Source organism: Sporosarcina sp. HYO08, from assembly GCF_001563475.1.
In the GTDB taxonomy this organism is placed as follows: domain Bacteria; phylum Bacillota; class Bacilli; order Bacillales_A; family Planococcaceae; genus Sporosarcina.
The window spans coordinates 85570-99383 of record NZ_LPUT01000023.1 but is presented as its reverse complement, the minus strand read 5'-3'; the positions used below and the strand labels follow the sequence as shown (position 1 = coordinate 99383).

At 42.1% G+C, this 13814-nt stretch carries 15 protein-coding genes; 13 read left to right on the top strand and 2 right to left on the bottom strand.

The window, feature by feature from the left end:
• Window positions 1-39 precede the first annotated feature (39 nt).
• The 8 genes from AU377_RS07520 (at window position 40) to AU377_RS07485 (ending at window position 6958) form a co-directional block, all read left to right on the top strand.
• Window positions 40-1233 (top strand): AI-2E family transporter, encoded by a 1194-nt coding sequence (locus AU377_RS07520; protein WP_067406420.1) that lies wholly within the window; start codon window positions 40-42, stop codon window positions 1231-1233.
• Between the two features lie 101 nt (window positions 1234-1334).
• Window positions 1335-1718, top strand: coding sequence for a sporulation protein (locus AU377_RS07515; protein ID WP_067406417.1), 384 nt, complete (start codon window positions 1335-1337; stop codon window positions 1716-1718).
• Window positions 1719-1779: 61 nt separating this feature from the next.
• Entirely contained in the window at window positions 1780-2187 is a 408-nt protein-coding gene (locus AU377_RS07510; RefSeq protein WP_067406414.1) for a MarR family winged helix-turn-helix transcriptional regulator, read from the top strand.
• A 300-nt stretch (window positions 2188-2487) separates the two neighbouring features.
• Window positions 2488-3126 (top strand): bifunctional 2-polyprenyl-6-hydroxyphenol methylase/3-demethylubiquinol 3-O-methyltransferase UbiG, encoded by a 639-nt coding sequence (locus AU377_RS07505; protein WP_067406411.1) that lies wholly within the window; start codon window positions 2488-2490, stop codon window positions 3124-3126.
• 347 nt (window positions 3127-3473) lie between these two features.
• Window positions 3474-4265 carry a DUF4097 family beta strand repeat-containing protein gene (locus tag AU377_RS07500; RefSeq protein WP_067406408.1) on the top strand — a complete coding sequence of 264 codons (792 nt, stop codon included), beginning with the start codon at window positions 3474-3476 and terminating at the stop codon, window positions 4263-4265.
• 104 nt (window positions 4266-4369) lie between these two features.
• Window positions 4370-4978, top strand: a complete 609-nt coding sequence (locus AU377_RS15280) for an MFS transporter (protein ID WP_156450406.1) — start codon at window positions 4370-4372, stop codon at window positions 4976-4978.
• An 86-nt stretch (window positions 4979-5064) separates the two neighbouring features.
• Complete coding sequence (locus AU377_RS07490) at window positions 5065-5988, top strand: DMT family transporter (RefSeq protein ID WP_067406402.1); 924 nt, start codon at window positions 5065-5067, stop codon at window positions 5986-5988.
• A 103-nt stretch (window positions 5989-6091) separates the two neighbouring features.
• Window positions 6092-6958, top strand: a complete 867-nt coding sequence (locus AU377_RS07485; protein WP_067406399.1) for a MurR/RpiR family transcriptional regulator — start codon at window positions 6092-6094, stop codon at window positions 6956-6958.
• A 243-nt stretch (window positions 6959-7201) separates the two neighbouring features.
• Here AU377_RS07485 and AU377_RS07480 read toward each other — a convergent pair whose 3' ends face one another.
• The gene (locus AU377_RS07480; protein WP_067406396.1) at window positions 7202-7828 is read right to left on the bottom strand and encodes an NTP transferase domain-containing protein; all 627 of its coding nucleotides are present in this window, start codon (window positions 7826-7828) and stop codon (window positions 7202-7204) included.
• Window positions 7765-8823 carry an XdhC family protein gene (locus tag AU377_RS07475; RefSeq protein ID WP_067406393.1) on the bottom strand — a complete coding sequence of 353 codons (1059 nt, stop codon included), beginning with the start codon at window positions 8821-8823 and terminating at the stop codon, window positions 7765-7767. The genes AU377_RS07480 and AU377_RS07475 overlap by 64 nt, the downstream gene beginning before the upstream one ends.
• A 170-nt stretch (window positions 8824-8993) precedes the next feature.
• Here AU377_RS07475 and AU377_RS07470 point away from each other — a divergent pair, with 170 nt between their 5' ends.
• The 5 genes from AU377_RS07470 to AU377_RS07450 are packed head-to-tail and all read left to right on the top strand — an operon-like array spanning window position 8994 to window position 13797.
• Complete coding sequence (locus AU377_RS07470) at window positions 8994-9896, top strand: YIEGIA family protein (protein WP_067406390.1); 903 nt, start codon at window positions 8994-8996, stop codon at window positions 9894-9896.
• Window positions 9897-9923: 27 nt separating this feature from the next.
• On the top strand, window positions 9924-10118 hold the full coding sequence (locus AU377_RS07465; RefSeq protein WP_067406387.1) for a hypothetical protein: 195 nt from the start codon (window positions 9924-9926) through the stop codon (window positions 10116-10118).
• 12 nt (window positions 10119-10130) lie between these two features.
• Window positions 10131-12473 (top strand): xanthine dehydrogenase family protein molybdopterin-binding subunit, encoded by a 2343-nt coding sequence (locus tag AU377_RS07460; RefSeq protein WP_067406384.1) that lies wholly within the window; start codon window positions 10131-10133, stop codon window positions 12471-12473.
• Window positions 12470-13306, top strand: a complete 837-nt coding sequence (locus AU377_RS07455) for a xanthine dehydrogenase family protein subunit M (RefSeq protein WP_067406382.1) — start codon at window positions 12470-12472, stop codon at window positions 13304-13306. Before AU377_RS07460 ends, AU377_RS07455 begins: the two co-directional genes overlap by 4 nt.
• Complete coding sequence (locus AU377_RS07450) at window positions 13303-13797, top strand: (2Fe-2S)-binding protein (RefSeq protein WP_067406379.1); 495 nt, start codon at window positions 13303-13305, stop codon at window positions 13795-13797. Before AU377_RS07455 ends, AU377_RS07450 begins: the two co-directional genes overlap by 4 nt.
• Window positions 13798-13814 lie beyond the last annotated feature (17 nt).

Below are 13814 nucleotides of genomic sequence, written 5' to 3'. Positions count from 1 at the left end.
TGATCCTAGTTCAGTTTTTTAGGGAGAAGGGAAGTTGAAATGGATTCCAACAAAGAAAGAAAAAGGGGAGACGGCAAAACATCGAATATGATTTCATTTTTGGGCGGTCGAAATACATTATTTGTGCTCGTATCGATTCTTTTAATCGGATTCATCATTCTTATTTACAATCAGGTATCTTTTATTTTTTATCCGATTCGCATCTTTTTTTCGACCGTCGTTTTGCCAGTGATACTTGCGACGATTTCCTATTATTTGCTTCGGCCGATTTTGCGGCTATTAGAACGGGTGAAGATTCCAAGAGTGTGGGGGATTTTCATTATCTTCGTTGGTACGATTGGGGTCATCACGCTGCTTGTCCTACTCGTACTGCCATTTTTAAAAGAACAATTTAATAATTTGATCAAGGAGTTTCCGACGTATTTTAAACAATTGATTTTGAATTTAGATCATTTTTTACGGAATTCCATTTTTTCATCTTATTACAAGGAATTAGATATTAATGTGCATAGCTTTTTTGATTCGGGACTAGAAAATATTGGGAAGTTTTTAACAGATACGATTGGCGGAATCGCGAGCGGTGTAACGACTTTCGTTTCGGCTTTAACGGGCTTCGTTCTGTCGATTGTAACGGTTCCATTCTTACTTTTTTATATGTTGAAAGATGGCGAAAAACTTCCGAAGCTGATCATCCGTATGCTGCCGCCGCGCTTGCGGGATGATGCGGAAATCATTTTCAAAGATGCGGATCATCAAATTAGTTCGTATATTCAAGGACTCATTTTTGTCGCGATGTCGATCGGCATCATGGTATCAATCGGATTTTTAATCATTGGCATGGATTATGCATTATTGCTTGGTGTACTTGCGATGTTTACGAGTGTCGTACCTTATCTTGGCCCATTGATTGCGATTACACCGGCTGTTATCATCGCCATTGTGACTTCGCCATTTATGCTCATTAAATTGGCCGTCGTATGGACGATTGTTCAATTAATAGACGGGAAAATCATATCGCCGCAAATTATGGGAAAATCATTGCACACGCATCCGATTACCATTATTTTTGTGTTATTAACAGCTGGCTCATTGTTCGGCGTGGCGGGGGTTATTTTAGGAATTCCGGGTTATGCATTAGTGAAAGTGGTTGTATCGCATTTGTTCAAACTTTTCCGCATAAGATATAATAAGTTCGAAAAGGATGAAGAGATGCATTATGATTTACGCGAATAGTGAAAAAGCGTACGCCAGTGTGTGCGTGCGCTTTTTGTTCTATTCTCGCATTTACGGTATACTTTATATTATTGACGTAGTGGAATTTGGGAGGAATAAATATGGTGAATAGTTTTTCATCTAGCATAGAAGAAGGTCCGATTAAAGTAGATACGATTGTCGATGCGCCAAACATCGCATTTGGAGATTACTTGTCGGGTAAAATTTATATTGAGGGACCGGATAGCGAATTGCGTATCCAACAAATTGAGCTGGAGCTCATCAAGTTGCCAGGGCAATCTATGGATCGTCAAGAGGTCATTTCAAAACAATCGTTTGAAATGGTTAGTTTAATCAAATCAAAGGAAACGTATATGATTCCATTTGAACTCATTCCTGACGAACGGTGGGAAACGGAAGTGGACGATGAGTTATGGCTCCGTACGACGGTCTATTTTAAAAACAGTGTGCAACTACAAGATCATGATCAAATCTCATATGAATAATAAAAACGCGCCTTTCATACAGGCGCATTTTTTATAGCAAGATTAGGGGGCTGGGGGAATCATGCTGGAACTGAACATTTTCCATGATGTATTAAAAAGTATGCAGCGCATTCACCGTGTAAGCAGCGGGGAACTATCTGTTGTGCAAAGTGCCATTCTTTTTGAAATTTCTCGTCTGCATCATCCGTCCATGCAAGAAGTGGCGTTTGCGGTAGATATGGATATTACGACATTTTCGCGACAGATGGGGACATTGGAAAAGAAAGGGCTCGTGAAAAAAGTGCCTTATGAAAATGACAGACGTATTTCCATCGTATCATTAACGGAAGAAGGACAGAAAAAATCGGATCAAATCAATCAAAATATACTAAGGCAGCTTGAACAAATGATGGGGTCAATGAATGAATTTGAGCGGGAAATCATTTCACGATCCTTGCTGGCATTCGAAGAAAAAATACGCAGGGATTAGACGACTGTACACTTTTCTATAATACTTGCATATTACAATTGTTAGAATAATTAAACTTGCAACTTACAAATGATTGACAATGTGGTTAATCCGATGATTGTAATTAGTTGTAAACCGCAAGTAACGCCAATGTGAAAGTTGCAAATTGCAAGTGGTGATGAAGGTTGTAAATTGCAAGTGATGTCGGCCGTGAAATGAAATGGCAAAGGACAAGCTACTCATTTTTACAATTAGCATCCCCGTGCCCAAAACATATTAAATTAGTCGGAATAGTATGTTTGGAAGAGGGGGAGATGCATAATGGGTAGGGAGTTTATCGATATTTTTGATGAATGGATCCATGTTTATGATGCAACAGTGGCTGGAGAAGATCCGGAATACCGTGATGTGTTTAACAAGTATGATGAGATTTTGAATGCGGTTGCGCAGAAAGTTATCGGAACGGTTCTCGAATTCGGTACGGGAACAGGAAACTTAACAACAAAATTAATTGATGCCGGCCATCAAGTCATCGGGATCGAACCGAATCGTGTTGCGCGTCAGTTAACGCAAAAACGTTTTCCATCGATACCAATTAAAGATGGGGATCTTTTAGACTTTGAAACGGATGGTCTCCAAATCCATACGGTAACAAGTTCGTATGTCTTTCATCATTTGACAAACGAAGAAAAAGGAATCGCACTAAAAAAGTATGCGGAGCTGTTACCGACAGGCGGCAAGATCATCTTTGCGGATACAGTCTTTAGTAGTGATCAAGCACTGCAAGATCAAATTGCTAAAGAACGTGCAAGAGGGTTTCATGTTGTAGCAGACGATTTAGAGCGCGAATATTACACGACGATACCAGTCATACGAGATTTATTTACCGAAGCAGGCTTTCAAGTGACGTTTGAAAAAATGAATGACTATGTTTGGTTGATGGATGCCAGCAAACAATAGACGTCAACTAAAAATGCGATAAAAAAGTCATTCATGGAATTATTTAATTACAGAGAACCTCTCTAGTGCATATATAAACATATTGCCCGCCACCCATCTACTCTTCAACAACTATCCACCCCCGCACACTCTCTCAAGTGGTGCCTAAGCCCATGATGAAAACGAAATTTTTACGGGAGAATGGGGTTTTCGCAATATGGTATGAATAGCATCTTCGTCTCATTTAGCATGGTTCATGTTCTACTCCGTCTAAAGTCCGAGCAGTACTCACATCCCAGGTCTATTTAAATTAAATTTCCATTATTTATAATAGAGAGTAAGAAATCATTCAAAGGGTGGGAGTTCAAATGACATTTCAAAAGAGGTGGCTGCCTTTATTAATCATCGGACTGCTATTGGGGTGGGCACTCGTCTACGTGATGACGGGCAGCAGTGGCGGGCCGAGTAAAAAAGAAATTACTAAGCCTTCATTTTCAAACATCGATCTTAAGACATCGAATGCTTCGGTTGAAATCGTTCCAACGAAAAAAGACAAGGCAATTGTTTCGCACACGGGAAAGAAAAAGCTTGGAAGAAAGTATCGTTTTCAAGTAAAGGAAAAAGGCGATACGCTTGTTGTCGTTTTCAAAGAAAAAGGCTGGTCATTTTTTAACTTGGACTTTTCTAGAAAATCGTTGCGTTTAACGGTTCAAGTGCCTGAAAAGCAATATGCATCTATTAAAGTTCTCACTGATAATGGTCAAATTGAAATAGGAAATATGAAAAGTGATCAGTTGATGCTGCGAACTGACAATGGCCGTATTCAATTAACGGAAATGGATGTCCAGCGTACCGATGCACGAACAGATAATGGCCAGATTGCGTTAACAAATGTCAGTGGGGAAATCAAAGCTAAAACAGATAACGGAAAAATTCAACTGACCGCTGATCTACTCAATCAACCAATTCAATTGAAGACGGATAATGGCCGCATCGAGATCCGGACGAAAAAAGAGCCGAAGAACGTGAAGATTACTGCACGAACGGACAATGGACGCGTAAAAATTTATGGGGAAGATACAAGAGAAATCGTATTTGGTAACGGCAAGTCTGTTGTTCAACTGCAAACAGACAATGGCTCTATAATAGTGGAAAAATGAAAAACATAAGAATTAGTTTTAATTGTTTATGGAAAAACCTGCCCAAATGATTTTTTAACTCGAGGGTAGGTTTTTTCTGTTCGGTTTTCTGGTCGCTTTCAGTCATCCCTACTTTTGGGATAGGAACTTATATCCCTGAAATTCTTGCACAATTTGGTTTTGCTGATGGTTCAAAAGAATATCTTGGATCAGCAATCATTAACATTGTCTATCTTGTCGGTTTACTGCCTGCGCTTTATTTAATTGAAAAATATGGCAGAAGACCTACACTCATATGGCCATTCTTAATATCTGGAATCGCTTTAATCGCACTTGGGGCAACCTCTGGATTGGATACACCATTTAGTCTTATCCTATTGCTCTTTATCATCTATGGGACATTTAATACTGCGATGGGTGCCCATCAATGGATCTATCCAAATGAACTTTTTCCGACCCATATTCGTGGTACGGCAATGGGCTTCATTACAGGAGTGACCCGTTTCGCTTCCGCCATTGGAACATTTGTCTTTCCGTTCATTTTGGGGACTTTTGGTTTGGCTGTTTCACTGTATATTTGTGGCGCTTTACTTTTCCTTGGATTTTTAATCTCTCTTTTCATGGCGCCGGAAACAAAAAATATGAGTTTAGCAGAAACGAGTGCTATGAACAAAGCTGGAAATCTGAAAGAAAGCAACATTCCATCAAGTGAAAATGTTATGCTAAACGAGTGACTTATTAAGTTTCGAGGTAACCTTTGATCCGGCTAATCGTAAAGTGATTGGCCGGTTCTTAGTTCTTAAATAGGGGGGTGTGTGTGATGGGGAGACTGTCGGGTCTGAAATTTTATATTTTTACAATTGCAGGCGCTGTATGCTGGGGACTGATTGGCTTACTTATCGCGCCGTTGTATGCCCGCGGCTTCACAGCTTGGGACGTCGTGGCCATCCGGGCGATCTTTACTTTTCTGATCCTTATTCTACTAATGGTATTATTTTACCGTGATCAGTTACAAACTAGATTAAAAGATCATCTGTTTTTCGCTGGTTCGGGTATTTTTAGTATCGCTTTATTTAATTTTTTTTATTTTGAAGTTTTTTCGAGATCGAGCTTATCGCTTGCGGTGACCCTTTTATATACAGGTCCATTGTTTGTAACGATTTTATCTTGGCTCTTTTTCAAGGAGTCGCTAACGATTCGTAAAGGCATTGCGCTTGTTCTTGCGATTACTGGTTGTGCATTTGTGGTAGGTCTACTGCCGTCCGGCCAAGAAAGCATTCCATTGACTACCTTATTAATGGGCGTTCTATCTGGATTTTGTTATGCGTTATATAGTATTTTTAGTAAACCTGTAACGAAACGCTATTCTGCATTGACCATTACAACATATACATTTCTTTATACAAGTGTTTTCATGCTCCTAACGAGTGATATCACAACAAAGATTGGCCAATTTCAATATGTAGATGTTTGGATATCGGCAGTGTTGCTAGCGTTAGTTGCAACAGTTATCGCTTTTATTTTTTACACAACGGGACTTAAGCATTTAGAAGCGAGTAAAGCCTCCATTTTGGCAACGATCGAACCCCTCGTTGCAGTCATCACAGGACTTCTTTTTCTTGGGGAGCAGCTGCAAGGATGGCAAATGGTAGGGATCGTATTGGTTTTGTATTCAGCAATCCTTGTGACAGGGAAAAGGTCAATAAAAATGAATGTAAATGATTTTAGGGAGAACCAAACGTAGAATATGAACAAATTGATTTCTGCCACAAACGGACGCCATTCAAAAGGTGTCCTTTTTGAATAGGGCGAATTTGAGATATAATAGCTGTAAGGTGAGGGGGGAAATGAGTTTGGATGATCAAACAACAATGAACAAGATCGTTGAAATGAAAGATTCTTTACCGAAAAAACAAAGACAGTTATGTGATTATATTCTGAAAAATTACCAGTCGATCGGATTGCTGACCATTAAAGAACTTGCAAGCAACGCGAAAGTCGGAATTTCAACTGTGATCCGCACAATTAATGCATTAGGTTATGAAAATTTCAATGATCTTCGAAAAGATATTTATGATGAATCAGTGCCGGTCGCCTCAAAATGGACATTAAAAAAGTCTTTGACAGACGTTCAAAAGGAAAGTGGAGAAGTTCAGACTTTGGTAAAGGTTTGGAAGGAATCTGTAAATTTATTAAACAAATCATTGGGTTCTGACCTGTTAGAGAATTTTGGATCTGCAATTGATTTGATTGTGAAATCAAGTTTTGTCAATATTTTAGGCACGCGGCCGTACAGAGCAACTGCCTTATATTTAGAACAGTTACTCGGTGAATTCTACTCCAATATTAGGCAGCTAAGCAATGACACAGAAATCATTTATGACAAGATTTTGCAATTTGAGAAGAGTGAAGTTTTAGTTGTTTTTGCATTTGAACCGTACACGAATGTAGTGATCGAGGCAGTTAAGCTTGCTCATGAACAAGGCAATAACGTTATATTAATAACAGACCATATCTCCTGTCCCATTATTTCCTGTGCGACTGTGGTGTTGAAAGTTGAAGTCAGTGAAGAACAATTTTCGGTTATCCCGACAATGGCATTGATAGACGCATTAGTCATTGAAATTGGTAAGCGGTCATCGGAAGAATCAATCAAAAAATTGAAAAGACTTGAGAAAACACTTCTAGAAAAGAATGTAACATTTTCTTATTAAAAATAGGGAAAAAACTCCGTGGAAGTGTGCTTGATGCACGCAAGAGTTAGTTAATGTTGAAAAGACAAAACATTAGCGTTTATTATGTCAAAAAAGAAATAATCCACCCTTGAGTTTAGCGACCCTGGTGGATTATTTTGCTAGGAAATGCTGACCCCCTTAAAGGGAATCTGCTATTATAATAGGTCGTTCGATGCTCCAACATCGGGCGACCCTTTTTCATTCTATTCATTCTTAATTTTATTATACGTTTGAATCACTTCCTTGACAACTATTTACTTTGAAATGATCGTAATCCTCCGGTGTATCGATATCAAAAACAAACCGCTCATCCTTGCAGGGGATCAACTTGCCGCTTTGAATCCTCTTTTCCAATAGCCTTCTTGCGCCGATATCACCATGAATGGTTAACAGCTCATCGAACAACGTATTGGAAACCAGAACGGGCGGTGTAATCATTTCTTTGATGGACGTCGCGACGAAGGAACAATCGTTTTGTTCTTTCATACAAGCAATCATTTCCTCAAGCATTTGTACGGTGACGAAAGGCATATCCGCTAATAAGATTAAGGCGGCGCTCATTTCGTCCCGTTTTGCCTGTAAAATACCGCATCGCAAAGATTCCGATTGCCCTTTATGTGCATCGGGGCATCTGAGAATAACGCATTTTGGGTGTTCCAGTTGGGAAGGAGTCATCCAATTTAAATCATCGGATTCAGTGACTATACAATAGATTTTTGTGAATGAGGCATGTATGGCTGTTTCTAACGCCATACTCCCTAAAAACTTTGTACCGATTGGCAATGTTAACTTATTTCGCCCCATCCGGCTGCTTTTCCCGGCAGCCAAGTAGACACCTGCGATTTCCATCCGACTTTCCTCCTTCTTACTGCGATGAGTTCTGCAATGACACTGAGCGCAATTTCTTCTGGTCCATCCGCGCCGATCGATAGCCCGATTGGCGAATGAATATGATCCGGGATTTTTCCGCCAAGTAGGCGTTTTGTTCGCTTTTGCGAGCCCAATACACCGAGATATAACAGTTGCGTTTGTCGCAACTCTTTAAGCAGTTGGACATCCCGTTCGAAATCATGCGTCATTAGGACAACTGAATCCAACTGACTAAACGCAATTGTGTCTATCGTTTTTACGGGGTCTCCCAAATGAAGGGCATGGACAGTCGGAAAGTGTTCTTCTGTACAAAAAGTAGGACGCCAATCGAGCAGTTGCACTTGGTAGCCGACATGTGTCGCGAATTGGGCAAGAGGTCGTGCATCTTCTCCGGCGCCAATGATATAAAGGACAGGATCCGGCCAAATCATTTGAAAATAGTAAAGCTTTTCATCAATCATTTTTTGCCCAGCGAATTGTTGGTAAAGCGCAGTGAAGTCAATTTCGGTAGGCAACTCATGTGCAAATGCTCCGTAATATTTACCTTCTTTTGTTAAACATGCATAATCTTTTGACTCATTTGTAGCTTGAATCCATAAAACAGGTTCTTTTCGGTACAACTGCTTTTGGGTAGCTGATAAAAAATCCCGAAAATCGGCATCGATATCCCGCAGCATAACCGTTATGACACCGTTACAGCCAGCCCCGCGACCCCAGCCCAAATCATCTTCGGATCGTAAATCATAATCGAAAACGTCGGTCTGTCCTGTTCCGAATAACTGCTCTGCCCGCGCTGCTAAATCATTTTCAAGACATCCGCCGCTAATAACCCCTTTCCGTGTCCCATCCGCAAAGAACAGCATCCATGCGCCTTCTTTGCGATACGCAGAGCCTTCCACATGGATAATTTGCGCCAAAACAACTTTTTGTTCAGTAGCAATCATTGATGCGATCATTTTTTGGTTCGTTTGCATAGACATTCCCTCATTTTCATCAATCTTTCAGAAACTATCCCCAGTTTGTGAAAGTCCCATTGAATTTAGACCTGACATTATAAAGCTTCCTCTCTTTGGTTAAAATATGTACTGTTCTATAAAGTGATTGAATAGGACTATTCGCGAGGAATGGAAAGGAGGGAAAACGGTTGGATGAAACCTTGATTGCCGTTATATTGGGCATCCTATTTGGGTTTATCGCCCGTCTCTTACTGCTCCAAACAGATTTTAGACAATACCCAACATATCCGACAGGCCGCATCATTCATTTATCGTTCGGGTTTATTGCTGCTTTTATTGGAGCGGTCGCAATCCCCGCGGTGTTAGATTCTGACTGGACAGCTGTGACGTTTTTAGGGCTTGCAGCGACGCAATTTCGTGAAGTTCGAAAAATGGAAAGGGATTCACTTGAAAAAGTCGATCAAAGTGAGCTCGTAAAAAGAGGAACACCGTTCATCGAAGGCATCGCGCAAGCATTTGAAAGCCGAAATTATTTGGTCATGTTTACCGCGATGTTGACGACATTATGCGCCGTAAAGTCTGCATGGTTCGGCATTATTGGCGGGATCATTTTATTGCTATTCATCAAGTTCAAAAAGCGCGGCAAGCTGTTATGCGACATTTGTGACGTCTCGGAAGCCGATATCCGATTTGAAGGAGCTACTCTTTTTGTCGGTGATATTTTGATCAAAAACGTCGGTCTTGAAGATACAAGAAAAGCGATTCAAGAGCGTGCGGTCGGAGCGATTATTACACCGAAAAATGAAAATAGCATCGTGACGATTTCTCATATCGGACAACGGCAAGCGATTATGCATCATGTCACAAATATTTTAGGTGCCTATTTAGATTCCGGGGAACCTGCACTCATTCCTTTGTCCAAAAGAGATATGGCAGACGGGCGGCTCGCCGTCTATATGCTGCCGCGTGAAAAAGATTTCGAGCAAATTAAAGCGGTATTGGAAAAAGTCCCCGTTTTGGATAGCGCCATTCGATTGCCGGAAGAGGCGGATAAAGGAAAAGGCCAAAAACAAAACCAAAATCAAGGTTAAAGTTAATGACACTGTGTAAAGGGGTTGGTGAAACTGAACCAGCAAGCAACGATTGCAGCGGTTATCACGATGAGTCCCGATCAAGTTATGGGCGGCGGCGCACCGATCTTTGTCGTCGAAAATCACAAAGAGTTACAAATGGTGAGCATGACATTGGAAAAAATTATGGATGCATCTGCGCATGAAATTACGAAAGAGACGTTAGTTATCGTTGCGCGGTAAGGGGGGAGCACATTGAAATATTACGGAACAACAGTCGGGAAGTCTGAGCAAAGGGTCGATGTTGTTGGAAAAGCGACTGGAAAAGTGAAGTATGTCGGTGATTATCATGTCCCGGGTTTGCTGCATGCAAAACTCGTCACGAGTACAGAAGCACATGCATGGATTAAATCAATCGATACGACAAAAGCATGGGAAGTGCCTGGTGTTCGCGCGATCGTATTAGGAGATGCGTTTCCCTATCATATTGGTCCGATCTTAGCGGATCGTCCGCCGCTTGCATTTAAAAAAGTACGGTATTACGGCGAACCGATCGCGATCATCGTTGCGGACTCAGAGCACCAAGGAAAACTTGCGGCAAGCTTAGTGGAGGTAGAATATGAACCGCTCCCGGTCGTTAATTCTGTCAAGCAAGCCTTTGGACCCGATGCCCCGATTATTCATGAGGACCTCGGCAACTATACGAAAATTATTAGCAATGTCTATCCAGTGCCAGGAACGAATATCGGCAGTCATATTAAAATTCGAAAAGGCGACTTTGCGACTGCCTGGGCCGCCTGTGAGGAAACGATTTCGGCTACGTATTCATTTAACTTATCCGATCATGCGGCGATGGAAACAAGAAGCACATCTGTTGAGATCAATCCGGATGGAAAAGTGGTCGTTCATTCGTGTACGCAGTCACCGTACACGATTAAAAAAGTATTGAATCAGTTTTTCAATATTGAAGTCGGTGATGTTGTCGTTCACGTGCCAGTTGTCGGCGGGGCGTTTGGCGGAAAAGGAACGGTTCAGTTAGAGCCGCTCGCTTATTTGGCGTCAAAAGCAGTCGGTGGCAAAATGGTGAAACTGCAATATGAACGCGAAGAAGATATGATTACGGCTCCGTGTCACATCGGGGTGGACATGACGATTAAGCTCGGTGCCACAAAAGAAGGAGAAATTCTTGCCGGCCAGTATACATTTTTAATCGATGCAGGTGCATATACCGACCAAGCCGCGGGGATTACCCGGGCAATGGCGCTTGATTGTACGGGACCGTATCATATTCCGCACGTTTGGTGCGATTCATACTGCATGTATACGAATCATCCGTTTGCGACATCGTTTAGAGGCTACGGCCATCCGGAACTAACATTCGGGATTGAGCGGACGATGGATAAGTTCGCGAAGCAGTTGAAGATCGATCCAGTTGTTTTGCGGCTTAAAAACGCCATTAAACCAGGTCATACCTCTCCGACACAATCCATTTTGACGGCTCATAATATCGGGGATGCAGCAAAATGTATAGAGCGCGCGAAAGAGTTAATTGAATGGGATCAAAATAAGGAAACGCTTGTTGATGAAAATATTGTTCGTTCAAAAGGGATCAGTTTGTTTTGGAAAACGTCAACGACCGCAACGAATGCACAAGCGGGTGTTGTGTTAACGTTTGAAGCGGACGGCACACTTAATCTAAACTGTGCGGCAATCGAACTTGGTCAAGGAACAAAAACGGTACTGGCCCAAATTGTCGCTGAAAAATTGCAAATGAACATCAATGATATCCACGTCAATATGGAAGTAAATACCCAATACGATCCGCATCAATGGCGGACGGTTGCGAGCAGTACGACATTTTTAGCGGGCAGGGCGGCGCTGCTTGCGGCGGAAGATGCGATCCGACAATTGAAAAAAACGGCGGCAATTGCTTTGCAATGTTCGGAAGAAGATTTAGAAGTGGGTGGCAGCCGTGTTTATATTAAATCGAATCCGCAGCATGCGATTCCTTTTAAAGATGTCAGCTACGGTTATAAATTTCCAAATGGCCACGCAGTCGGCGGACAAGTCGTCGGGGTTGGCACGTATATTCAAAAACATTTAACACCCATGGATAAAGAGACGGGTTTTGGAGACGTCGGTCCTTGGTGGTCGGTCGGTGCGCAAGCGATTGAAGTTGAATGGAATAAACGGGATTGTACGTATAAAATGCTCCGTGCGGTAACGGTACTGGACGGCGGTACGATTTTAAATCCACGGGCGGCGGAGCAGCAAATGCGCGGCGGGATGTTTTTGGGCTTGAGCTGGGCAAGTACAGAGTCATTTGTTTTTGATGAATCAGCGATTACGCAAAACCCGAATTTCCGGAACTACCAAATGATCCGATTCGGTGAACAGCCAACCGAGTATCTTGTAGATTTTGTGGAGACACCTGCTGCAGATGGTCCATACGGTGCCCGGGGGATTGGAGAATATGGCGTCATTGGGGCCGCAGCCGCACTCGGCAATAGCCTGTCAAGAGCTGCCGATGTCGAATTGGATCACTTGCCGCTCATTCCGGAACTTATTTGGCAAACGAAGAAGGAGAGTGGGCGATGATTCCTTTCAATTTCGATTATTATAAACCTTCTACGGCCTACGAAGCGGTAGCAACGTATCAAATGGCAGCGGATGCGGGAAAAGAAGTGCTGTACTATTCAGGCGGCACGGAATTTATCACTTTTGCACGTACGAATCAGCTGAAAGCAGATGTCGTGATTGACTTAAAAAGCATTCCAGAATGTACAGTACTTGAACAAAATGGCAGTGAATGCGTGATCGGTTCGGCCGTTTCGTTAAATGAACTGGTCACCTTTAACCTTTTTCCGCTCTTAGGTGAAACGGTTAAGCGAATCGCCGATCATACTTCGCGTAATAAAATTACAATCGGCGGCAACGTAAACAGCCGATTAATTTACCGGGAAGGGCTGCTGCCTTTCTTGCTAGCCGATGCGAAAGTAAAAATTGCTAGAAAAGAAAAGGAAGAAATTGTTCCACTGGCGGATCTTTACAAGCAGGAAATTACATTAGAGCCAGGAAGCTTTGTCGTGCAGTTTATCGTCGATCACGCCTATACAACACTGCCTTTTAGCACCCTTAAGAAAACACGAATGTCTCAAGTAGGTTACCCTATCGTGACTGTATCGGCATTAAAGAAAGATCAGGACATTCGATTTGCGTTTAGCGGGGTCTGCCAATATCCGTTCCGCTCCTTTGAAATGGAAAAGATTTTAAGCGATGGAACGATGCCCGAACAAGATCGAATCGAACAAGCGCTATCTAAACTGCCCGGACCGATACTCCATGATTCATATGCATCGGCGGGTTATCGTGAGTTTGTGTTCAAAAATACATTAGCTGATACATTACAGATGATGGAGGGGAACCAATGATTGTTTCAAACGCTACTGATAAAACAGTGAAAAAGCTTCTCATTAATGGACAGTCTCACGATGTCGTCATTCGATCCGCAGACCTCCTATTGGATACATTAAGGTCCCAGCTTGGTCTAACCGGTGCGAAGCCAGGTTGCGGAAATGGCGACTGCGGAGCTTGTGCAGTCGTCGTAGATGGCAAACCCATGCATTCTTGTTTGTCATTAACAATTGAAGCAGTTGGGAAGTCCATTACGACCATCGAGGGGTTGCAAGACTCTCCGATTCAAAAAGCATTTATTGAAAATTGGGCGATTCAATGTGGTTACTGCACGCCGGGTTTTATCATGAATTGTTATGCATTATCCGAAACCTATCCAGATGCGGATGATGAGACAATTGAAGAGTGGATGCAGTCAAATTTATGCCGCTGTACAGGGTATCAAGAGATTAAAGAAGCAGTGAAAACAATATTGCAGATTAAAAAAGATCAACGCCCGGCACAATAATCGGGCGTTGATCTTTT

Bases quoted from the DNA above. Each gene is read 5' to 3' on its own strand.
- AU377_RS07520 (WP_067406420.1), top strand. From the start codon at position 40: ATGGATTCCAACAAAGAAAGAAAAAGGGGAGACGGCAAAACATCGAAT.
- AU377_RS07515 (WP_067406417.1), top strand. From the start codon at position 1,335: ATGGTGAATAGTTTTTCATCTAGCATAGAAGAAGGTCCGATTAAAGTA.
- AU377_RS07510 (WP_067406414.1), top strand. From the start codon at position 1,780: ATGCTGGAACTGAACATTTTCCATGATGTATTAAAAAGTATGCAGCGC.
- AU377_RS07505 (WP_067406411.1), top strand. From the start codon at position 2,488: ATGGGTAGGGAGTTTATCGATATTTTTGATGAATGGATCCATGTTTAT.
- AU377_RS07500 (WP_067406408.1), top strand. From the start codon at position 3,474: ATGACATTTCAAAAGAGGTGGCTGCCTTTATTAATCATCGGACTGCTA.
- AU377_RS07490 (WP_067406402.1), top strand. From the start codon at position 5,065: ATGGGGAGACTGTCGGGTCTGAAATTTTATATTTTTACAATTGCAGGC.
- AU377_RS07485 (WP_067406399.1), top strand. From the start codon at position 6,092: ATGAGTTTGGATGATCAAACAACAATGAACAAGATCGTTGAAATGAAA.
- AU377_RS07480 (WP_067406396.1), bottom strand. From the start codon at position 7,828: ATGGAAATCGCAGGTGTCTACTTGGCTGCCGGGAAAAGCAGCCGGATG.
- AU377_RS07475 (WP_067406393.1), bottom strand. From the start codon at position 8,823: ATGCAAACGAACCAAAAAATGATCGCATCAATGATTGCTACTGAACAA.
- AU377_RS07455 (WP_067406382.1), top strand. From the start codon at position 12,470: ATGATTCCTTTCAATTTCGATTATTATAAACCTTCTACGGCCTACGAA.
- AU377_RS07450 (WP_067406379.1), top strand. From the start codon at position 13,303: ATGATTGTTTCAAACGCTACTGATAAAACAGTGAAAAAGCTTCTCATT.